The sequence below is a fragment of the Vreelandella hamiltonii genome (assembly GCF_014651795.1).
Classification (GTDB): Bacteria; Pseudomonadota; Gammaproteobacteria; order Pseudomonadales; family Halomonadaceae; genus Vreelandella; species Vreelandella hamiltonii.
The window spans coordinates 70,997-92,619 of the sequence record NZ_BMXO01000015.1 but is presented as its reverse complement, the minus strand read 5'-3'; the positions used below and the strand labels follow the sequence as shown (position 1 = coordinate 92,619).

17 protein-coding genes are annotated in these 21,623 nt (G+C 60.7%); 9 read left to right on the top strand and 8 right to left on the bottom strand.

Annotated features, from left to right (window positions below):
• Positions 1 to 21 precede the first annotated feature (21 nt).
• Positions 22 to 261 carry a DUF2789 domain-containing protein gene (locus IE061_RS14530; protein ID WP_039182146.1) on the top strand — a complete coding sequence of 80 codons (240 nt, stop codon included), beginning with the start codon at positions 22 to 24 and terminating at the stop codon, positions 259 to 261.
• A gap of 9 nt (positions 262 to 270) precedes the next feature.
• Here the strand turns inward: IE061_RS14530 and IE061_RS14525 are convergent, their stop codons facing one another.
• Together IE061_RS14525 and IE061_RS14520 are read right to left on the bottom strand one after the other, a co-directional pair.
• Positions 271 to 939, bottom strand: coding sequence for a VTT domain-containing protein (locus IE061_RS14525; protein WP_096922902.1), 669 nt, complete (start codon positions 937 to 939; stop codon positions 271 to 273).
• On the bottom strand, positions 932 to 1,348 hold the full coding sequence (locus tag IE061_RS14520; protein WP_193461910.1) for an SRPBCC family protein: 417 nt from the start codon (positions 1,346 to 1,348) through the stop codon (positions 932 to 934). Before IE061_RS14520 ends, IE061_RS14525 begins: the two co-directional genes overlap by 8 nt.
• A gap of 193 nt (positions 1,349 to 1,541) precedes the next feature.
• Here IE061_RS14520 and queC point away from each other — a divergent pair, with 193 nt between their 5' ends.
• The 4 genes from queC to IE061_RS14500 are packed head-to-tail and all read left to right on the top strand — an operon-like array spanning position 1,542 to position 4,037.
• A complete protein-coding gene (queC, locus tag IE061_RS14515; RefSeq protein ID WP_039182152.1) occupies positions 1,542 to 2,249 on the top strand; it encodes a 7-cyano-7-deazaguanine synthase QueC in 708 nt (235 codons plus the stop codon).
• On the top strand, positions 2,249 to 2,923 hold the full coding sequence (gene queE, locus IE061_RS14510; RefSeq protein ID WP_193461909.1) for a 7-carboxy-7-deazaguanine synthase: 675 nt from the start codon (positions 2,249 to 2,251) through the stop codon (positions 2,921 to 2,923). The genes queC and queE overlap by 1 nt, the downstream gene beginning before the upstream one ends.
• On the top strand, positions 2,923 to 3,756 hold the full coding sequence (locus IE061_RS14505; RefSeq protein ID WP_039182156.1) for a 6-carboxytetrahydropterin synthase: 834 nt from the start codon (positions 2,923 to 2,925) through the stop codon (positions 3,754 to 3,756). Before queE ends, IE061_RS14505 begins: the two co-directional genes overlap by 1 nt.
• On the top strand, positions 3,753 to 4,037 hold the full coding sequence (locus IE061_RS14500) for a YkgJ family cysteine cluster protein (protein ID WP_052196469.1): 285 nt from the start codon (positions 3,753 to 3,755) through the stop codon (positions 4,035 to 4,037). The genes IE061_RS14505 and IE061_RS14500 overlap by 4 nt, the downstream gene beginning before the upstream one ends.
• Here the strand turns inward: IE061_RS14500 and IE061_RS14495 are convergent.
• Entirely contained in the window at positions 4,034 to 7,939 is a 3,906-nt protein-coding gene (locus IE061_RS14495; protein WP_193461908.1) for an AAA family ATPase, read from the bottom strand. The two genes, IE061_RS14500 and IE061_RS14495, sit on opposite strands and share 4 nt — an antisense overlap.
• A 30-nt stretch (positions 7,940 to 7,969) precedes the next feature.
• The gene (locus tag IE061_RS14490; RefSeq protein WP_193461907.1) at positions 7,970 to 8,626 is read right to left on the bottom strand and encodes a MiaE family protein; all 657 of its coding nucleotides are present in this window, start codon (positions 8,624 to 8,626) and stop codon (positions 7,970 to 7,972) included.
• Between the two features lie 531 nt (positions 8,627 to 9,157).
• Here IE061_RS14490 and acnB point away from each other — a divergent pair.
• The 3 genes from acnB to IE061_RS14475 all read left to right on the top strand — a co-directional run bounded on the left by acnB (position 9,158) and on the right by IE061_RS14475 (position 14,370).
• A complete protein-coding gene (acnB, locus tag IE061_RS14485) occupies positions 9,158 to 11,761 on the top strand; it encodes a bifunctional aconitate hydratase 2/2-methylisocitrate dehydratase (protein ID WP_039182164.1) in 2,604 nt (867 codons plus the stop codon).
• 143 nt (positions 11,762 to 11,904) lie between these two features.
• Positions 11,905 to 12,399, top strand: a complete 495-nt coding sequence (gene rraA / locus IE061_RS14480) for a ribonuclease E activity regulator RraA (protein WP_193461906.1) — start codon at positions 11,905 to 11,907, stop codon at positions 12,397 to 12,399.
• An 87-nt stretch (positions 12,400 to 12,486) separates the two neighbouring features.
• Entirely contained in the window at positions 12,487 to 14,370 is a 1,884-nt protein-coding gene (locus tag IE061_RS14475) for a glycerophosphodiester phosphodiesterase family protein (protein ID WP_373294992.1), read from the top strand.
• A gap of 22 nt (positions 14,371 to 14,392) precedes the next feature.
• Here IE061_RS14475 and ggt read toward each other — a convergent pair whose 3' ends face one another.
• On the bottom strand, positions 14,393 to 16,180 hold the full coding sequence (gene ggt, locus IE061_RS14470; protein WP_193461904.1) for a gamma-glutamyltransferase: 1,788 nt from the start codon (positions 16,178 to 16,180) through the stop codon (positions 14,393 to 14,395).
• A 197-nt stretch (positions 16,181 to 16,377) separates the two neighbouring features.
• The gene (gene ppsA, locus IE061_RS14465) at positions 16,378 to 18,762 is read right to left on the bottom strand and encodes a phosphoenolpyruvate synthase (protein WP_039182175.1); all 2,385 of its coding nucleotides are present in this window, start codon (positions 18,760 to 18,762) and stop codon (positions 16,378 to 16,380) included.
• A gap of 342 nt (positions 18,763 to 19,104) precedes the next feature.
• Between ppsA and ppsR the strand changes: the two genes are divergently transcribed.
• Positions 19,105 to 19,938: a posphoenolpyruvate synthetase regulatory kinase/phosphorylase PpsR gene (gene ppsR, locus IE061_RS14460; RefSeq protein ID WP_016913992.1), complete on the top strand. Its 834-nt coding sequence runs from the start codon at positions 19,105 to 19,107 to the stop codon at positions 19,936 to 19,938.
• 9 nt (positions 19,939 to 19,947) lie between these two features.
• Here ppsR and IE061_RS14455 read toward each other — a convergent pair whose 3' ends face one another.
• Positions 19,948 to 20,526, bottom strand: a complete 579-nt coding sequence (locus tag IE061_RS14455) for a hypoxanthine-guanine phosphoribosyltransferase (RefSeq protein WP_096922894.1) — start codon at positions 20,524 to 20,526, stop codon at positions 19,948 to 19,950.
• 30 nt (positions 20,527 to 20,556) lie between these two features.
• Positions 20,557 to 21,576: a beta-N-acetylhexosaminidase gene (gene nagZ / locus IE061_RS14450; protein ID WP_039182183.1), complete on the bottom strand. Its 1,020-nt coding sequence runs from the start codon at positions 21,574 to 21,576 to the stop codon at positions 20,557 to 20,559.
• Between the last annotated feature and the right edge of the window lie 47 nt (positions 21,577 to 21,623).

Below are 21,623 nucleotides of genomic sequence, written 5' to 3'. Positions count from 1 at the left end.
TTCTGAAACAGGTGGAAACGTATGGATCAACCGGTACATCACTTTAGCGAACTGTTTGAGCAACTGGGGCTGCGCTCGGATTCAGCCTCCATCGAACGCTTTATCGAACGCAACTCCCCGCTGCCCAAAGAGATGCCCTTGGCCGACGCCCCCTGCTGGAACGAGGGCCAAGCGGATTTTCTACGCGAAGCAGTGGAAGAAGATGCCGACTGGGCCGAGGTCGTCGATCATCTGGATGCCTCGATGCACAAAGCCGAATAGGCCTTCGCATCACGCCTGCTCCCGCGCTGCCTCCAGGCGGCGCCGGTACCAGGCACCCGCCAGCAACAAGGCCGTCAACGCCAGAAGCGGCAGCAGTACGTCCATCTGCAGCGGGTCTTCTTCTTCGATGGCTTCCAGCGCACCGTAAATGGCACTGCTGTAGACAGCCCATTTCACGGCCAGCCCCAAGGCTGCAGCCAGCAGATAACGCCCCAGGGCAATATGCCCCAAGCCTGCCGCAAAATTGATCACTGAATGTGGAAAGCCCGGCAACACACGCATGGCACATTGCGTCAGCAGATCGCTACGCGCTTTCAGCGTGTCCATGACCTTGAGGGTCAGCCCCTTGGGCTGCCAACGCTCGCCGACCCGTGCAGCAAGCAGATAGGCTCCCCAGGCACCCGCGACACTGCTGATGGTCAACATCACCGTAGCGACCAAGGGGGGATAAAAGGGGGCAATCAACCACAGTCCAATACTGCCAGGCAAGCCAATCGCCAGGGTGACCGCCATGGTCAGCATGACCGTCACCACGACCACGGGATGATGAGACATGGTCGCGGCCCAGCGTTTCACCGCCATCAGGTCCGGAGAGTACCAAAGCCAAATGTAGGCCAGCATGGCAGCCACCGCAAACGCGGCCGCCCAACGCCAGGAATAGAGAGATAATTTACGCATTGAGGCGTGCTTCAACCCGCTCGAGAATTTGTCGACTGACCTTTCCGACCAGCGGTTTGGCCGCCTTGTTCACCGCTTTTTCCATCAGACGATTGCGGATGTCATAGCTCAGCGTCAGCGACACCTCAGTCCCTTCGGGTACGGCACGCAGCTGATAGCGCCCCTGGTTTTTGACACCTTCCAGGGACTCCCAGGCCAGCACCGTTGGAGGATCGATATCGGTTACCTCCACGTCAAACGCCCAATCCATGCCCAATGCCCGCACGTGCCAGCGGTAGCGGTTTTCGCCAAGACGATCGATCGAGCGTATCAGGTCCGAATAATCCGCAAAATCTTCCACTCGGCGTAACAAGTCAAATACGCGCTCCGGGGAGGCTCTAACGATTTCACTATGTTCTATGGTGGCCATGCGTCCATCTCTAGCGGCTGTAGATGAGTAGCTTATCACGCCAATTCCATTGGCACACCGGATGCCACCACCCAGAACACTGGTCAGCAAGAGCGGCATTGCGTAAACTGCCCGCCTTCCGGACCGGACCCCGGAACACCGCCCTGCTGCTTGGGCAGGCACGACATAAATTCTCCGACCATGAGTACCCAGCATGTCATCCACTGCATCATCCGGCGCCCAGGCGCCATCCACCGTCGTCATCTACTCCGGCGGCATGGACTCCTATACCGTCCTTCACCGTGCGCTACGCGAGGGCCTCGCTGTCCATGCGCTATCCTTCGATTACGGTCAGCGCCACCGTCGTGAACTGGACGTTGCACGTCAGGTATGTGAGTCCTTGGCCATCCCTCATCAGGTCGTCGATATTCGCGCCATCCACGGGCTGATCGACAACTCGGCATTGACCAACGCTGCGTTGACCATGCCTCAAGGGGAGTACGATGCCGACTCGCTCCACAGCACCGTGGTGCCCAATCGCAACATGATTCTGCTGTCGTTGGCCATTGCCAAGGCAGTCAATATAGGTGCCAGCCGTGTGGATTATGGCGCGCACGGCGGCGATCATGTGCTTTACCCCGACTGCCGCCCGGCCTTCGTCGAAGCCATGAACGATGTGGCGCAGATTGCCAACTTCGAACCCGTCACCGTCCATGCCCCTTATCTGGCCTCCAGCAAAGCCGACATCCTGCGTGATGGGCTCGCCATGGGCCTGGATTACCGCCATACCTGGACCTGCTACGAAGGCCAGCAGCTCGCCTGCGGGCAGTGTGGCAGCTGCCGTGAACGGCTGGCGGCCTTTGCCGCCAATCAGGCCACCGACCCGCTCGCGTATGCTCCCCTTGCCGAGCGAGACTGCTGATGTACCACGTCAAAGAAGCGTTTTACACGCTGCAGGGCGAAGGTGCCCAGGCGGGGCGCGCCAGCGTTTTCTGTCGCTTTGCGGGCTGCAATCTCTGGTCGGGGCGTGACGCCGACCGAGCCACGGCCAAGTGCACTTTTTGCGATACCGATTTCATCGGCACCGATGGCGCCAATGGCGGTCGCTTCGAAAGCCCGCAGCAGTTGGCACGGCATATCAAACAGCTGTGGCCAGCCAACGCAGGCAGCGCGGTGCCCTATGTGGTGTTTACCGGAGGAGAGCCGTTACTGCAGCTCGATACCCCGCTCATCGCCATGCTGCACAGCGAAGGGTTCGAGGTCGCCGTGGAAACCAACGGCACGCTGCCCGCGCCCGCCGGAATCGACTGGCTATGCGTCAGCCCCAAGGGCAGCAACCCGCTGGCCATTCACCAAGGGGATGAGCTGAAGCTGGTGTACCCACAGCACGACGCCCCGCCCGAGCAGTTTGCCGCGCTGCACTTTCGACACTTTTACCTGCAGCCCATGGATCACGTCGCCCAGCATGCCAACACGATCCATACCACTGTCGCTGAGCGCAATGCCGCCACGGTGGCCGCCACGACGGCCTATTGCATGACCCACCCCCAGTGGCGCTTGTCGCTGCAAACCCACAAGATCGCAGGATTCGATTGATGGCTTTATTCGTTCACCACCTGACCCATATCGATGTCTCCCTTTGGTGCCCTGAGCGCGGCTTGACCGGCTGCAGTTGGCAGGTCGACGCCCATCTGGATGGCGAACTGGGTGAAGACGGCATGCTGTTCGATTTTGGTGAAGTGAAACCCTGGATCAAGCGCACGCTGGACAACGGGCTGGATCATACGCTGCTGGTGCCCACCAAGGCGCCCGGCATAGACATCAGCGAGTGCCCAGAAGGCCTGTGCGTTCGCACAGCCACGCCCTATCCGATGGAAGTTCGCGGACCTGCCCAGGCGTTCACACTGCTCCCCTGGGAACACATCTCGCTGGCCAGGGTGACTCAGCTCCTGAGCGAAGAGCTGACACGCGCTCGGCCTCGCAACGTCACCCGTGTCACCCTGAACCTGCAGGAAGAGCGTATCGAAGGCGCATCCTATGGTTACAGTCACGGCCTGAAACGTCACCTGGGCAACTGCCAGCGTATCGCCCATGGCCACCGCTCCCGGCTGCATGTCTATCAACAGCAACAGCGCCAACCTGCCCTTGAGGCACAATGGAGTGAATGGCTGGATAACCGCTACCTGCTGGAACAGGCCGATGTGGCGGAACAGACAGCCACCACACTGACCTGTCGCTACACAGCCGAACAGGGTGAGTTCTCGATCACCCTGCCCGCTCACCGCTGCAGCGTATTGCCAGCGCCCACGACCGTGGAAAATATCGCCCGTTGGCTGGCCGACAGTATCGCCCAGCAAACTCAGCAGGAAACCTACGTGGAAGCCTTCGAAGGTATCAACAAGGGGGCTACGGCACAGGCAGCGCCATGACGACTCTGATCACCAGTGACCGAAAGGGCAGTTGTCGCATGGGCTGTGGCGCCTGCTGCATAGCGCCGTCCATCAGCTCGCCCATTCCCGGCATGCCAGACGGCAAGCCCTCAGGCGTTCGCTGTGTTCAGTTGAATGAGCAACATCTCTGCATGCTCTTTGGTGATGCCCGTCGCCCTGCCGTATGCAGCCAGTTCGACTTCGACAAGGAGGTGTGTGGCGAGGACCGAGAAGAGGCCCTCGCCACACTCTACTGGTGGGAAACCGCCACAGCCGGTTAGACCTCGCCTCCCAGGCTCACCGGGTGCGGCAAGCGACGGTCCAGCAGGCTGATCCAGCGCACCAGCACCGGCGCATCGCTATGGCTTACCTCGCCCAACAGTCGACGAAACACCTCTTTCGCTTTCTGGTCATTGGGCTCTATACGCGTAAGCCATAGCTCCAGCGCCGCCAACTCCTGATGGCGGTTGCCATGCTCGCGGGATTGCTGAATGGCCATTTCCGCCAACGCCTTGACCTCGTGGGCAGGGTGGCCAAGCAGGTCACGCACGCGGGCCAGCTGGGTGGCCAGTTCGGGCAGGAAAAGAGTCGTGCGCTCACGGGCAATCACCAGGCACTGGTCGAGATACTCTTCGGCTGCGTGCAGCTCACCCAGCTCGATACAGGCATCGGAGTACCACAACACGGGCCGCTGGAAGCGGTCTCGGCCGTTCAATTCGGCCATCTGATCCAGGCTGTCGCGCATTTGCACCAAGCCCCCCTGATCCCCCGCCAACGCACGCTGCCAACCCAACACTCCCTGAGCGGAAATCTGCCACAGCTGAAGGTCTGGCGTTCCTGTCATGGCCGCGGCTCGCTCGGCATGCCGGGCCGCCAAATGCACATGGCCCAACTGACGATACAGCGCTGCTGCAAACATCAGCGCCATGGCCAGGGTGCCGGGATGGCCGATCTGCTCCGCTAGCCGAATGGCCGCCGAGACATGCCGCTCAGCGCGATGGTAATCACCTCGCAAGCAGAGCGCCCAGCCCTGAAAACAGGCCGCCGTTACCTGGGGATGGTCCGAGAACGGCAGCCACTCGATCATCATCGGGGCATTCAGCGGATCGATTTCGTCCAGATGGTCGTGGGCCTGCTGAATGCGCCCCGCCCAGTATTCACAGTGCGCTCGTGCGTAATCTGCCAGTCGACGGTAGCGCGGGTCTTCCAACCGAGCGGCAATATCCGCCAGGGTCGATGCCAACGCAAAGGCGTCGGCGTGGGCATAGCGCTGGCTACGCCCCACCCATAGCCCCCACTTGACCAGGAAAATCTGCTCGAGGTCTTCCGGGTCTTCAGGGGTGTCGCCGCCGCTTTGACGCAGCAGCTCCCGGGCTCTCACAAAGCTTTCATGGGCCGTAGGCGAACCGTGCCCTTCCAAGGCGAACGCTGCCTGGCCACGCACCGTCAGCAGGCTGACTTCACGCTCCACCTCATGGGCTACGTGGCGCAGGCTGGCCAGGCCGAAATCGGCCATGCGCAGCGCCGTGCGGTTGGCGCTCACTTTGAGCGCTTCGCGCGCCGAGAGCTCGAAGTAGCGGGCCCCACGTGCATAGTGGCCGCTGCGCCGCAGATGCGTGGCAAAGTCTCCCGGATGGCGACTGATCCATACCGGAAAACGCTCTTCGATCAAGGTCACGACCTGCTGATGCAGCTTGACCCTGACATCACGAGGACAGGAAAGATAGGCTGCCTCCTGAAGCAGCTGGTGGCTGAACTGGTACTCGTGATCACCGCCCTCCTTGTCGATGGGTTCGATGATCTCCAACGCGCGCATGTGCTCCAGCGCCTGGCACAATCGCGGCGTTTCCCAACCACTGCATTCCGTCAGAAAATCCAATCGGAAACGTTTGCCCAAGACCGCTGCGATATGGGCAATGACACGATCACCTTCCAACTGATCGATTCGGCTGGCCAGGAGCCCCAGTAGCCCCTTGGGCAGCTCGTCCAGGTGCACGCTGCGACCTTCACGACGATCCATGTCGAGGCGTCGACAAATTTCCTGCATGTAAAGCGGTACGCCATCACAGCGCTCAATGATCTGGTTGCGCAGCCGTGGGCTCAGATGAATACGGTAACGACGAGAAAGCTGCGACAGCAGCCGTGAGGACTGCAATGCATCCAGCCTGCCCAGGGTGATCTGCTGGTCCCAGTGCAGCTTGACCGGTAGCGGTTCGCGGCCATGGTGGCTGGCCACCATCATGAAGGCCGTATTGATCGGCAGGCGGGCCTGCAGCCCTGCCAACACCTTGAAAGACGGCTCATCGAGCCACTGAAGGTCATCGATCATCAGCACCAGCGTTTGTGTCGCGGCACGATGGTCGATCAGCCGGTGCAAGAGCTTCACCACCAACTCCACGGCTTCGCCATTTTGAGTCAGCTGGGTGATTTCCTGAACTTCACGAACCCCCAGAGCTTCTTCGAGCAGCTGTTGACGCGCACCGTCAGCAGTATCGAGCCCCAACGTTGCCTGCAGTGCATGCACCGACTCGAGCGTTGGTGGGTGCTCAAGGTGCCAAGCCAGCAGTGAACGCGCCACCCCGTAAGGGTCCAGTACCGAAAGCCGAGTGGTCGGAAGCCAGCAGATTGCCGCATCGCGACTCAACTCCAGCTGCCGGAATCCCACCATCAGCGCCGACTTGCCCATGCCCGAGGCACCACGCACCAGCACGCTTTGCCGCAAACCGATGCCGGCACGTGCCAGCGCATCGCGCAAGGTGCGTAGCGAGGTTTCCCTTCCCACCAGGCTCGGCGGCAAAGCGTCACGCCCGCCTTCGTTCTGACCCAGCACCAGCGCACGCAAACGCACTCGGCCATCGCTGGCCACCAAACGCGATACCAGCCTGGGCTGCAAGTCCAGCGCGGGGGGCATGTGCTGACTGGCTTCCTGAGAGATGACCAGCTCGCTTCCCTCGGCGGCACTCATCAGCTCCAAAGACTCTTGCGTCACCTGGCCCAGCGGGTCGGCCAGCTGGCGCTCGGGCAAGTAGACCACGCGCCCGCTGTGCAATCCGGCTGCCAGTTCGAATACCGGCGGTTCGGCGTCCCCGGCCCAGTGGCGACGGCTCTCCTGGGGTAGCGCCTGACGGCAGTGTTCATAAAGCGCTACCAGCTCCGCCAGTTGATGGGCGGGGCCATGGGTACCGAAGCAGGCCAGACCCAAGCCCCCCGTTGCCCCCGGCAGCCAGAAACCGCCCAGATGGTGGCACTGCTGCTCCAACCATCTCAACAGTTCCAGCTGCAGGGCCAAGCAGTTGCGTGTAGCCGCGCGATCCGGCCAGTCACCCTTCAAGCGCAAGCGGATGGCCATCACCGAAAGCTGACGCAGCTCGATCTCATCTTCGCGCAGCGGCTTGCTATCCGCAGCCAACGCGCGCGAAAAGGCCCCTTGTGGCGACATCGCGCGGGGGTCGTGGTGACCATCCGACCAGAAACTGGCCAATTGCACGAAACTGGGCTCAGGCTGTTGTCCGGAGAGCGCCAGCAGTTGAAGGTAGCTGTTGTACTGCTCGTGGGCCGCAGCCATCTGGTTCTGCTCGGCTAGCTGCCGCACCCAGCGCTCGTGGAACGGGCCGTAGCCTGAAAAGCGGCTGACCAGTCCTTCCAGCATGGCATCCGGCACTTCGGCGTGTGCTTCCAGCACCTGTTCGGCAAAACGGATGACTCGTTGGCGCCACTCATTGCGCACTTGCACCAGCCAGCGCTGGAACTCGCTGCAGTTGCTGAGCTGCAGTTCCTCGATCAGATCCCCCTGGTAGCACTCCATCAGCGCTTCCAGCGTCTCCAGATCCTTGGGCCCTTCCAGCAGTTGCTGCAGCTCATGCAAATCCACCTGCCAGTGGGACGGCAGATGAAAGGCAATGGTCTGCCGCGACACGTTGAGGACGTGATCGGCATGCTCGCCCATGGATTGGCGCAGGCAGTGCAGCGCATGGCGCAGGTTGGTTCTGCCTGAGGAGAGGCCTTGGTCTGGCCACAGCAGCTCCGCAAGGGCGGCACGATTGACGGGCTGGCGATGAAGCAGCAGGTACACCAGCAGCGCCTTGACTTTGTCGTAGCTGAAATGAGTGAGCACGTCCTCCCCTTGAGTCAAGGAGAAGTGACCAAACAGGGTCAACTGATCTGTCTGTTGAGCATCACGCATGTTACACATCCTGCCTTGGCTAGCGGCGCATCACGCAGGCACGCCACTATGAAAACGAAAAGCCGTATCTGGAGACATGATCAGTTCCGCCTCACGAGCAACGAAGAAGGCGATGCGTTCGTCGATAGGCGCATCGGTCTGCTGGCGAGCCAGCAAGAGATAGTCTTCGAAATGACGCCCTTCGGACTTGACCAGGGTGCGATAGAACTTGGCCAGCTCTTCGTCCAGGTAAGGAATGAGTCGCGCGAAGCGCTCACAGCTGCGCGCCTCGATCAGAGCGCCGATGATCAACAGGTCGATCAAGCGCTCAGGATCCTGACTGCGTAAATGCTTTCTAAGGCCTTCGGCGTAGCGTGACGCCGTCAGATGGCGATAAGGAACACCACGGCGTTCCATCAAGCCCACTACCTGCTCGAAATGAAGCAGCTCCTCGCGGGCCAATTGCGACATCTTGCTCAACAGCAGCGGCTGATCCACGTAGCGATACAGCAGGCTCATGGCCGTGGAAGCCGCTTTTTTTTCACACTGTGCGTGATCGATCAGCAGTGTTTCCGGGTTGGCCAATGCCCATTGCAACCAGGCATCGGGGGTCGGGCAAGCTAAAAAGTCATGCAAACTTTCTGGCAACAGATCATCCACTTGCAGCGCATGTTCCGCTGTTTGCAACGCCATTAATTGTATCGACATAACACCAGCACCAAGCGTTTATCACACTATTGTACAATATATAAACGCCAATGGCGTCCGTTCCCTGATTGGTTCGAGGATGAACAAACGTGTCTTCCAGCCTCGCTTAAAAATGCATTGACACTAATGTATAGCAAGCCTGAATCACGCTCCACACGGGAATCATGCTTGCCGAGGCTACCCAGCTCTACAGGCCAGCGCTCACTTGGCAGCCATGGTAACGCGGCATCACGATAATCACACCAGCCGTCACCTAAAAACACGCCTCTCGGTAAAAAACTTTCATGTTTACGGCACATTAATCAAAAAAACCGCCCTCAGGAAAGCGGCTTTCAACATCTCAACACAAAGTACAAGTAGGCATCCCGCCTGACTTCTTAACATTGTCGACAGTTTCCCGTAGAATCCGAGCCATCCACCAGACGCTGATTCTCAAGCGTATGTCATGTGATCGAAGGATGTCCTTGTTACCGTGCAGGCGTCTTTTGCTACCACTGATGATCACTACCAAGAAGATGAGAGGGCCCCAACGTGCTTGAAGCTTACCGCCAACATGTCGAGGAACGCGCTGCAGAGGGCGTCCCAGCCAAGCCCCTGACCGCCGAACAAGTCGCCGACCTGATCGAGCTGCTGAAGAACCCGCCGGCCGGAGAAGAAGAGTTCATTCTGGACTTGATCACCAACCGGGTACCGCCGGGCGTCGACGAAGCCGCCTATGTCAAAGCGGGCTTCCTGACCGCGTTGGCCAAAGGCGAGGCGTCCTCGCCGCTGATCGACAAGGTCCATGCCGTCAAACTGCTGGGCACCATGCAGGGCGGCTATAACATCGTTTCCATGGTCGAGCTGCTCGATAACGAAGAGCTGGCCCGTGAAGCAGGTGAGCAGCTCAAGCACACCCTGCTGATGTTCGATGCGTTCCACGATGTGGAAGAGCGCGCCAAGAATGGCAACGCCGTCGCCAAGGACGTCATGCAGTCCTGGGCCGACGCCGAGTGGTTCCTTTCCAAGCCTGCGCTGGAAGAAAAAATCACGCTGACCGTCTTCAAGGTCCCGGGTGAAACCAACACCGACGACCTGTCGCCCGCGCCGGATGCCTGGTCGCGCCCTGACATCCCGCTGCACGCCAACGCCATGCTCAAGAACGAGCGTGACGGTATCGAGCCCGAAGTGCCCGGCACCACTGGCCCGCTCAAGCAAATCGAAGCAGTCAAAGCCAAAGGCTACCCAGTGGCTTACGTGGGCGACGTAGTCGGCACAGGCTCTTCGCGCAAATCAGCCACCAACTCGGTGCTGTGGTTCTTCGGTGACGATATCCCTTACGTGCCCAACAAGCGCGGCGGCGGTTTCTGCTTTGGCGGCAAGATTGCCCCGATCTTCTTCAACACCATGGAAGATTCAGGCGCCCTGCCGGTAGAGATGGATGTTTCCAAGCTGGAAATGGGCGATGTCATCGACATCTACCCCTATGAAGGCAAAGTGTGCAAGCACGGCACCGATGAAGTGCTCTCCACCTTCGAGCTGAAAACACAGCTGATTCTCGATGAAGTGCGTGCAGGCGGTCGTATTCCGCTGATCATCGGCCGTGGCCTGACCGGCAAGGCGCGTGAGTCCCTGGGACTGGCGCCGTCAGACGTTTTCCGTCTGCCGGACCAGCCTGCCGATACCGGCAAAGGCTTCACGCTGGCACAGAAGATGGTTGGCAAGGCCTGCGGCCTGAACGGCGTACGCCCCGGCATGTACTGCGAGCCGAAGATGTCTACCGTCGGCTCCCAGGACACCACTGGCCCGATGACCCGTGACGAGCTGAAAGACCTGGCCTGTCTGGGCTTCCAGGCCGACCTGGTCATGCAGTCCTTCTGCCACACGGCAGCCTATCCCAAGCCGGTGGACGTGGACACTCACCACACCCTGCCCGACTTCATCATGAACCGCGGCGGTGTTTCACTACGCCCCGGCGACGGTATCATCCACAGCTGGTTGAACCGCATGCTGCTGCCGGACACGGTCGGCACCGGCGGTGACTCCCACACCCGTTTCCCGCTCGGCATCTCCTTCCCGGCAGGTTCTGGTCTGGTTGCCTTTGCTGCTGCCACTGGCGTCATGCCGTTGGATATGCCCGAGTCCGTTCTGGTGCGTTTCAAGGGTGAGCGTCAGCCTGGCGTCACGCTGCGCGACCTGGTTCACGCCATTCCTCTCTACGCCATCAAGCAGGGTCTGCTGACGGTCGAGAAATCCGGCAAGAAAAACGCCTTCTCCGGCCGCGTGCTGGAAATCGAAGGCCTCGAAGACCTCACCGTCGAGCAGGCTTTCGAGCTTTCCGATGCCTCGGCCGAGCGTAGTGCGGCTGGCTGTACCATCACGCTGTCCGAAGAGAGCGTGACCGAGTACCTGAAGTCCAACATCACGCTGCTGAAGTGGATGATTGCCAACGGTTATGGCGATGCCCGTACCATCAGCCGCCGTATCGAGGGGATGGAAGCCTGGCTGGCCAACCCGTCACTGATGCGTGCGGACAAAGATGCCGAGTACGCCGAAATCATCGAGATCGACCTCAGCGAGATCAAGGAGCCTGTTCTCTGCGCTCCCAACGATCCGGACGACGCTCGCCTGCTCTCCGACGTGGCTGGCGAGAAGATCGACGAAGTGTTTATCGGTTCGTGCATGACCAACATCGGTCACTTCCGTGCCGCCGGTAAGCTGCTGGAGAAACAGCCTGCGGGTAGCCTGAAGACCCGCCTGTGGTTGGCGCCGCCGACCAAGATGGATCAGCACCAGCTGACCGAAGAGGGTTACTACGGCATTTACGGCCGTGCAGGCGCCCGCATGGAAATGCCGGGATGTTCACTGTGTATGGGTAACCAGGCGCGTGTGGCTGCCAAGAGCACCGTCGTGTCTACGTCTACACGTAACTTCCCGAACCGCCTGGGAGATGGCGCGAACGTCTACCTCGCCTCGGCGGAGCTGGCAGCGGTCGCAGCGGTGGAAGGCCGTTTGCCGACAGTCGCTGAGTACCAGCGTTACATGGGCGAATTTGACGCCTTGGCTGGCGAAATCTATCGTTACATGAACTTCCACGAAATCGAGGAGTACCAGAAGGTCGCCTCGAACGTGATTCCAGTAGCCCAAGAGGCCTAAGCGCCACGGCTACTGCCCCATCGCCGATGCTCGCAACATCGCAGAGACGCCACGCGACTCTGAGCCGATGACCGAACGCCCCTTCCTTCGCAGGTCGGGGCGTTTTTATTATCAGCGGCGTCACTCACTGACAGGAGACCCTCATGACGACCACACCTTACGTCGTTACCCCCGATCTGTGCGACCAGTACCCTGAGGTCAAGGTGCTCGAGCCGATGTTTGGCAACTTCGGCGGCGTCGATCACTTTTACGGGCCTATTCGTACCGTCAAATGCTTCGAAGACAACTCCATGGTCAAGCAGGCCGTCGCCGAGCCCGGTGAAGGCGCCATCCTGGTGGTGGATGCAGGCGGCTCTCATCGCTGCGCCATGCTGGGCGACATGCTGGCTGAACAAGCCGCCAAAAACGGTTGGGCAGGCGTCATCATGTATGGCTGTGTGAGAGACGTGGACATTCTGGCCACCCTGCCACTGGGCGTGCAAGCGCTGGGCAGCCACCCTCGTCGCAGCGAAAAACATGGCGAAGGCCAGCGCGACGTGGCAGTGACCTTTGCAGGCGTCACGCTGCAGGTGGGTCAATGGCTCTACGCCGACAATAACGGCATCATCGTCGCCGAACAGCCGCTCAAACTCTCTTGAACGCGCCTAACCCCAGCTAACCCGCCAGACTTGTCAGTGGTGGCAGATAGTGCCACCCTGATATTTCATTTTCATGCCACGGACACCATGCAGCCGCTCAAGCCACTGGGCTATGCCCTACTTCGCACCCTTCGTGACCACCTGCGCCCACTGATTGCCTACCACCTGCTGTTCACGCTGTTGGCATCGGCCGTGGTGTTGCCGCTGGTGGCTTGGGCTTCCCAGCGATTCATGGCGCAGCTCAACCGAACCGTGGTCACCAACGATGCCTTACTGGCGCTGCTGTTCAGCCCCCTGGGCTTGTTCACCCTTCTGGCAGGCCTTGCGGTCACTTTCTTGCTGATCTACTGGCAGCAAGCGGGCATGCTTCAAGTGGCCAGCAGGCCCAAGAACAACCATTACCGCCTGGCACTGGAGGCCCTGTGGCTCAGCACTCGGCGCCTACCAGCACTGCTGCTGCTGGTGATCCTGCAGGTGGGTGCCCACCTGCTGCTGCTGGCCCCCTTCATGGTCGCCATCGCCTGGCTATACGACCTCTGGCTCAGCGGTCTTGACCCCTACTATCTACAGCGTGTACGCCCTCCGGCGCTGTGGTACTTCATTGCCTGTGCGTTGCCGGTCGTGCTGCTGTGGATAAGCCTGGCTGCCTGGCTGTATCTGCGCTGGCTACTGGCTCTGCCGCTGGTGGCGCTGGAACAGTGCCACCCGCTGCAGGCCTTGAAGCGCAGCGTGCACCTTACCCGGGGCTGGCACCGCTCCATTGGCGCGGCGGTGCTGCTGTTACTGCTCGTCATCATTGCCTTGCCAATTGCCACCACCTGGCTCTATGACACACTCGTCACGCCGCTGCTCTGGTGGCTGCCCGAGCACAGTGCCGTCCTGGTACCGGCGATGCTGGCCTATCTGACCGGCTATGTCCTGATCACCCTGACCATCACGTTTCTGGGTATTACCACCCATGCGCTGCTGTCGGCCTGCCTTTACTTGCAGCTTGCCTATCGGGAGGCTCGGCCTGCCGCTCCCGAGAGCGAACAGACAGGCCGTTTGGCCTGGGCATTGGAAGTGTGCGTCTTGCTGATTGCCGCACTGCAAGCCTGGTGGATACTAAACAGCTTCGAAATACGCGACAACGTCGCCATCATCGCCCACCGAGGCAGCTCCATGGTGGCGCCTGAAAACACCTTGGCCGCCGTGCGCCAGGCACTGGACGATGGTGCTGATGCCGTCGAGTTGGACGTGCGTCTCAGCGCCGACCAGCAGGTCATGCTCTACCACGACCGCACGCTGGCTCGGCTCACCGGTGACCCCAGGGAGCTTGGCGAACTGGCCCGCGACGAACTGAGCGAGTTCGATGTGGGCAGCTGGTTTGGCGATGCCTTCCAGAACGAACGAATCGCCGGGCTGGACGAGACCCTGGCGCTGGTGAAGGGCCGCGCCGCGCTGATGATCGACATGAAACCGCTCCCGGGCCAGGAGGAAGCGCTGGCTCAAGCGGTACTGGATGAACTGGATGAGGAAAACGATCGTCGCTACCGCTGCTGGGCTACCCAGCACGATGCCTTGAATGGAATGGCCGCCTGCGGATTCCCGCATACGCTGCTGGAAATGCGCATGGCCACCATGTCGCCCGCGCTGGTCAACTTCATCAAGCAGCGGGCGCCCGAGCTGAGGGTGACACTACTGGCGCAGCTGATACTCCCCGGCACGCTCGACCGTCGTCAATTCGATGCGCTGGGCTTGCGACATAACCGCATTACCCGACAGGAAATCCGTCTGGCGGCACTGTATGGTTATGAAATCCATGCCTGGACGGTGAATGACCGAGCCAGGATGTCGACGCTGATCGATCTTGGTGTGGATGCCATCATCACCGACTATCCTGAACGCTTGAGGGAACTGATCGAAGACCGCCATGCCATGAGCGATGGCGGCCTGATGCTGGTTAAACTGCGCAACTGGCTACGTCAGTAGCGCGAGACGGCGGGCAAGGACATCACTCACCCATGACCACGCCCTCACGACGCGGGTCGGCGCCACCGTACAAGGTGCCGTCCTCCAGCTTCATGATGGCTTGCAGGCCACTGGTCAACTCCCGCTCACTCACCTGATGCCCGCGCCCACGCAGTGCCTCGGCGGTCTCCTCCGAGAATCGCCCCTCCTCCAGGTAGACATCGCCTCCCAAGGTGATGGCATGAGGCAGATCCAGCGCTTCCTGAGCATCGAGCCCCCAGTCACGCATGGCCACCAGGCTTCTGGCCGTGTAATGAATGATCGCTGCGCCACCTGGCGAGCCCAGGCTGGCCACCAGCTCACCGCTTTCCAGATCGAAGACCAGCGTCGGGCTCATGCTGGAACGGGGACGTTTGCCGGGCTCAACGCGATTGGCCACGGGGAGGCCTTCACTTTCCGGCTCGAAGGCGAAATCGGTCAGTTCGTTATTGAGCAGATAGCCCCCTGCCAGCCCCGTGCCCCCGTCTGCCAGGATACGTGACCCAAAGGCTTGCTCGATGGTCGTGGTCATGGCCAGCGCATTGCCATCGCCGTCCACGATGCTGATGTGGCTGGTGCCATACTCAGGCTGTTCGGGCTGGCTGGCAAAGCTCACTTCCAGCTCACCGGGGTTGCCAGGCTCGACGCTATCGCCCAGTGACGCTTCGCCCATCAGGCGACTACGCTGGTTGAGGTATTCAGGGGCCAGCATCGTGCGCCAATCGCCTCCCGGCGCCTCGACAAAATCAGGATCGCCGATGTAGCGACCTCGGTCGGCAAAGGCCAGCCGAGACGCTTCGAGGAACTGATGCAGCCAACCGCTACTGGGAGCACCGTTATCCAGCGGTGCTTCGATCAACGGCTGCTGATCGAGAATACCGAGGATTTGCATGACGGTGATATGACCCGACGACGGCGGCGGGAAGCCACACACTTCCCACTCCTGCCAAGGCGTACAGATCGGCTCACGCTCCACCGGCTCATAGCCGCTGAGGTCGTCCAGGCTCATCTCGCCCGGACGCTGCGGATGGGACTGCACTCGGGCCACCAGATCCTCGGCAATCGCACCTTCGTGGAACGCGCTGCTGCCCTCTTCTGCCACTCGGCGCAAAATGGCGGCCAGCGCGGGATTGGTCAATGTGTCACCAACGGCCAGCGGCTCGCCTTGCTCATCGTAGTAGAACGCTCGGGCCAACGGGTCCTCGCGCAGCGCCGTATCGTTGGCCAGGCTGGTATGCAGCCGATGGCTGACGGCAAAGCCCTCTTCCGCCAGCGAAATGGCAGGGGTGAAAAGCTCTCGCCAGGCGAGTTGACCATGTTCGGCGTGGGCCTGCTCCAGCATACGCAGTACCCCCGGCACCCCCACAGAGAGACCGCTGGCCACCGCCTCCATGAACGGCAGCGGCTCGCCATCTTCCATGAACAGCTCACCGGTGGCCGCGGCAGGCGCGGTCTCGCGACCATCGAAGGCCTGCACATTGCTGCCGTCGTAGTGCATCAAGAAGGCGCCGCCGCCGATCCCACTGGACTGCGGCTCTACCAGGGTCAGCACCATTTGCACGGCCACCGCCGCATCGATGGCGTTGCCACCGGCCTTGAGCACTTGATAACCCGCGTCAGTGGCCAGCGGGTTCGCCGCAGCAACGGCAAAGGATTCAACGGCCCAACCGGGCTTCTCCTCATACCCTGAGCCTACTTCCGGCGACATCTCGGGGGCTTGGTAACTAAACCCCCAGCTCACCATAGGAACGAGTAGTAGGCCCGTCAGGGGGATTGCCCGTTTAGGCAGCATAATTTCTCTCCTTTTAACCAGGACACAGGCAGACATCGCACAGCGCCTCGGGGGCGCCGTCATCCAGAGCGGCGTCATCCAGAGCGGCGTCATCCAGAGCGGTGTTATCCAGAACAAAGCGTAGCCTATAAAACCCGTGCGCCCGGCACAATGGCCGGGCGCAAAATCAAACAGCAGGCTAACGAATGTCATGCCACTCAGGCGATACTCTCTCCGGCCAGCATGAACCAGGTTTCGAGGACCGCGTCCGGGTTCAGCGACACCGAGTCGATTCCTTGCTCCATCAGCCATTTGGCCAGGTCCGGGTGATCCGAAGGCCCCTGACCACAAATCCCCACGTACTTGCCTCGTGCCTTGCACGCCTGAATGGCCATGGCCAAAAGTTTTTTCACCGCCGGATTACGTTCATCGAACAGGTGGGCCACGATGCCCGAGTCACGATCCAGCCCAAGGGTCAACTGTGTCAGGTCGTTGGAGCCAATCGAGAAGCCGTCGAAATATTCGAGGAACTCGTCGGCCAACAGCGCATTGGCAGGCAGCTCGCACATCATGATGACCTTGAGGCCGTCAGGGTCGCTGCTGCCACCGCGCTTCAGGCCGTTGGCGGCCAGCAGCTCGACTACTTCACGGGCTTCATCCGTGGTGCGTACGAAAGGCACCATGATCTCGACATTGGTGAAGCCCATCTCTTCACGCACGCGCTTCAGCGCCCGACACTCCAGCTCGAAACAGGGGCGGAAGGCATCGGAAATGTAGCGAGAAGCGCCACGGAAGCCCAGCATGGGGTTCTCTTCACCTGGCTCGTACAGCTTGCCGCCTATCAGGTTCTCGTATTCGTTGGATTTGAAATCCGAGAGGCGAACGATCACCCGCTGCGGATGAAACGCCGCCGCCAAGGTGGAAATCCCCTCCACCAGCTTGTCCACGTAGAAACTGACCGGGTCGGCGTACCCTGCCGTACGCAGGTCGATCACCTGCTGAAGGTCAACCGGCAGCGTTTGATAATCCAGCAGCGCCTTGGGATGCACACCAATCATGCGGTTGATAATGAATTCCAGGCGCGCCAGCCCCACGCCCGCGTGGGGAAGGCTGGCAAAGCCAAAGGCACGGTCCGGATTGCCCACGTTCATCATGATCTTGAAGGGAATCTCCGGCATGGCATCGACGCTGGAGACGTTGCAATCGAAGGCCAGCAGGCCTTCATACACATGGCCGGTATCGCCCTCGGCACAGGAGACCGTCACGTCGCTACCTTCCTGCAGCTGCGTGGTGGCATCTCCACAGCCCACCACCGCAGGAATGCCCAGCTCACGGGCAATGATCGCCGCATGACAGGTACGCCCGCCCCGGTTGGTGACGATGGCCGATGCCCGCTTCATGATCGGCTCCCAGTCGGGGTCGGTCATGTCGGTGACCAGAATGTCACCCTCTTGAATCTTGTCCATCTCGTCAGGACTGAGCACGATCTTGACCGCACCACGACCAATGCGTTGCCCGATGGCCCGGCCAGTGATCAGCGTGCGGCCCTTTTCGCGCAGCTGGAAGCGCTCCAGCTTGCCGCCCTCCTGCTGGGAAACGACGGTTTCAGGACGTGCCTGCACGATGTACAGCTTGCCGTCATCACCATCCAGCGCCCACTCGATATCCATGGGCCGCTGGTAATGCTGCTCGATGGTGACCGCCTGACGGGCGAGGTCCATGATCTGCTCGTCGTCGATACAGAAACGCCCGCGATCCTTGTAAGGCACGTCAACGGTTTCCACCGAACGACCTGCGCTGGCATCCTTGCCGTACACCATCTTGATCAGTTTCGACCCCAGGGTACGACGCAGCACGGCCGGACGCCCGGCGGCCAGCGTTGGCTTGTGCACATAGAACTCGTCAGGGTTGACCGCCCCTTGCACCACGGTCTCGCCCAGCCCCCAGGAGGCGGTGACGAACACCGCGTCCCGGTAGCCGGACTCGGTGTCCAGGGTAAACATGACACCGGACGCACCGGTTTCGGAGCGCACCATTTTCTGCACACCGGCCGACAGGGCAACGTTCTCGTGGGCATAGCCCCGATGGACGCGGTAGGAAATTGCGCGATCATTGAACAATGAGGCAAAGACTTCGTGAACCGCATGCTTGATGTTGGCCAGGCCTTCGATATTGAGGAAGGTTTCCTGCTGACCGGCGAACGATGCATCCGGCAGGTCTTCCGCCGTTGCCGAGCTGCGCACCGCAACCTTCAGGCCGGGGTGTTTTGCCTGCAACTGCTGGTACGCCTGCTCCAGTGCCGCTTCGAAGGTGGGCGGCAACGGCGTCTCGATGATCCACTGGCGAATACGCTTGCCAGCCTCGGCCAGCGCCTTGACGTCGTCGACGTCGAGCCGTGCCAGGGTGTCGTTGATACGGTCGTTGAGGCCTTCGTGGGAGAGGAACTCGCGGTATGCATGGGCCGTAGTGGCGAAACCGCCGGGCACCGTGACACCCACACCGGCCAGGTTGGAGATCATTTCGCCAAGCGAGGCGTTCTTACCACCCACGCGTTCGACGTCCGCCATACCCAGCTGATCGAACCACAGAATGTACTCTTCCACGCAACCCCCTCACTCAGACATTGATGCAACCGTTGGGACGACACCCATTCACGCTGTCACCCTAGCATCGCGGCCCCCTATTCGCCATTGGTCTAACAGCGCAGGGAGTGGAGGATTTTTACAACAACGGCCGGAAACATGGCATTTATGTAGTCAGGACAGAACGCAGACCTGTTTGCGCGAGCACAATTGCGAGGCCAATCGCAAGTACCCTGCACACGCAAACCCTGCTCACGAAAACCCTGCACTCGAAAACCCTGCACTCGAAAACGTTGTACTGCCATGGCACACGGCACACAATGAGCGCTCGTAAATCAGTTGGGTGAGGATGGCGGACAGACTATGAAACGAACAGCCTTTTTTATTTCCGATGGCACGGGGATCACGGCAGAAAGCCTGGGGCGCAGCCTGTTGGCGCAGTTCAGTGACGTGGACATCAACATGATCACCAAGCCCTACATCGACACCTTGGAAAAGGCTCAGGCCGTCGCCGAAATCATCGAGTCCACCGCGATGCGCGACGGTGTTCGCCCCATCATCATCGACACCATCGTTGACCAGCAGATCCGCAACGTCATCCGCCAGGCCTCCGGCTTCAAGGTCGATATCTTCTCGACGTTTCTGGAACCGCTGGAGCAAGAGCTGGGCACGCACTCTTCCTACAGCGTGGGGCGCACCCACTCCATAGGCAGCGACGATGTCTACATGGACCGTATCCACTCGGTGCATTTTGCACTGGATAACGATGACGGTGCCCGCACCCATCAATACGACAAGGCAGACATCATTCTGGTGGGGGTATCTCGCTGCGGTAAAACGCCAACGTCTTTGTACCTAGCGCTTCAATTCGGCATTCGCGCGGCCAACTATCCGCTGACCGAGGACGACCTGGATGAAGATGGCCACTTGAAATTGCCGAAAGCGCTGGCACCGCACCGGCACAAGCTATTCGGCTTGACCATCGATGCTCGGCGACTGGCGGCCATTCGCAACGAGCGTCGCCCCAACAGCCGCTACAGCTCCATGGATCAGTGCCTGCAGGAAGTCGAGCAGGCCGAATCGCTCTACCGCAGCATGAACATTCCTTTCATCGACACCACACGCTTCTCCGTGGAGGAGATCTCCACCCGCATGATTGCCGAAACCGGCCTGGCAAGACGTTTCTCGCCCCGCTAGGCCAGTGCTTTACATGCCCTTGGGCGCAAAAATCCCCGGGGCATTTCGCCAGTAGCCTTTGTAGTCCATGCCGAAACCGAAGACGTAGCGGTCGGCGACTTCCAGACTGCAGTAATCGGCCTTCAGGCCAGGCACCGCTTTGCGGTCGTGCTGCTTGTCCACCAGGACGGCAGTGGTCACGCTGGCGGCCTGGGCTTCCTTGCAGTACGCCAGGATGGCCGCCAGGGTGGCGCCTTCATCGAGAATATCGTCGACGATCACCACATGCCGACCCGCCATGGGGACTTCCGGAGAGACCCGCCAGAACAGCTCGCCGCCGCGCAGTTCATTGCGGTAGCGGGTAGCGTGCAGGTAGTCCACTTCCAGTGGGAAACCCAGACGCGTCAGCAGATGACCGGTGGTGATCAACCCTCCGTTCATGACGCAGTAGAAAACCGGCAGCTTATCGCCCAGGTCACGGGTAATCTCTTCCGCCATACGGTCCAGCGCACGCTCGACCTGCTCCTGTGAAATCAAGCAGTCGGCGTTGTCCATCAACTCGCGCATGGAGTCCAGCGACTCCAGCGCCTCTTTATCCAATTTGGACATCGAGCCTCTCCAAAACAGTCTATGGGTCAATTAGCTGGCGTCAGCGACCAGCGCTTCCAGCCTGGCGTGGGTCTTGCGCCAACGGCCCAGCGCGGCCAGTGCTTCCAGCTGTGGTCGCGCGCGACCATAACGCAGCTTGGCGGGCCGCTTGTTGAATACGTCATGACAGGCCTGCACCACTTCCAGCGCAGCCTCACGGTCGTTGCAGATCAGCAGCATGTCGCAGCCCGCTGCCAGGGCAGCCTTGGCACGCTCGGCGGGGCCACCCGCCTCATGAGCCCCCGCCATGCTCAGGTCATCCGAGAAGATGCACCCTTTGAAGCCCAGCGACTCACGCAGCATGCCTAGCCAACTGGGCGAAAAACCGGCCGGACGCGAATCGAAGGCAGAGTAGACGATATGGGCGGGCATGACGCCGTTGAGCAGCGTGGCAAGCTGGCTGAAGGGCACCAGGTCGTGCTCCTTGATGGCCGAGAGCGGACGCTCATCGACAGGGAGGGCGGTGTGCGAATCGGCCCCCACGCCGCCGTGGCCGGGAAAGTGCTTGCCCACAGCTGCCATTCCCGCCTCATGCAATCCGTGCACGAAGGCTTGCCCCAGCAAGGCGACGTGCTGAGGGTCTCGGCTGAAGCTGCGCTCCCCGATCACGCTGGAAATACCGCTGTCCACGTCCAGCACGGGGGCAAAGCTGATGTCCAGGCCACAGGCGGCCATTTCCATGCCCAGCAGCCAGCCGGTATCTTTGGCCAGCGCCAGCCCTACCGACTGATCATGGGCAAACACGTCGCCAATCCGAGCCATGGGCGGCAGGCGCGTCACGCCTTGCCGGATACGCTGGACCCGGCCGCCCTCTTGGTCGACGGCCAATAGCAGGTCGCCGCGCACACGACGAATGCTGTCACACAGCTCCCGCACTTGGGTGGCGCTTTCCACGTTACGAGCAAACAGAATCACGCCACCTACCGCGGGATTCTTCAGCAGGCGCTTGTCTTCCTTGGTCAGGGTCTGGCCTTCCAGGTCGAGCATGACCGGGCCTAAAGGTTGAGTCATCGTACTGGGTCCAGGAAAAAGGGCGTCATTCTAGACCACCCGTGTGA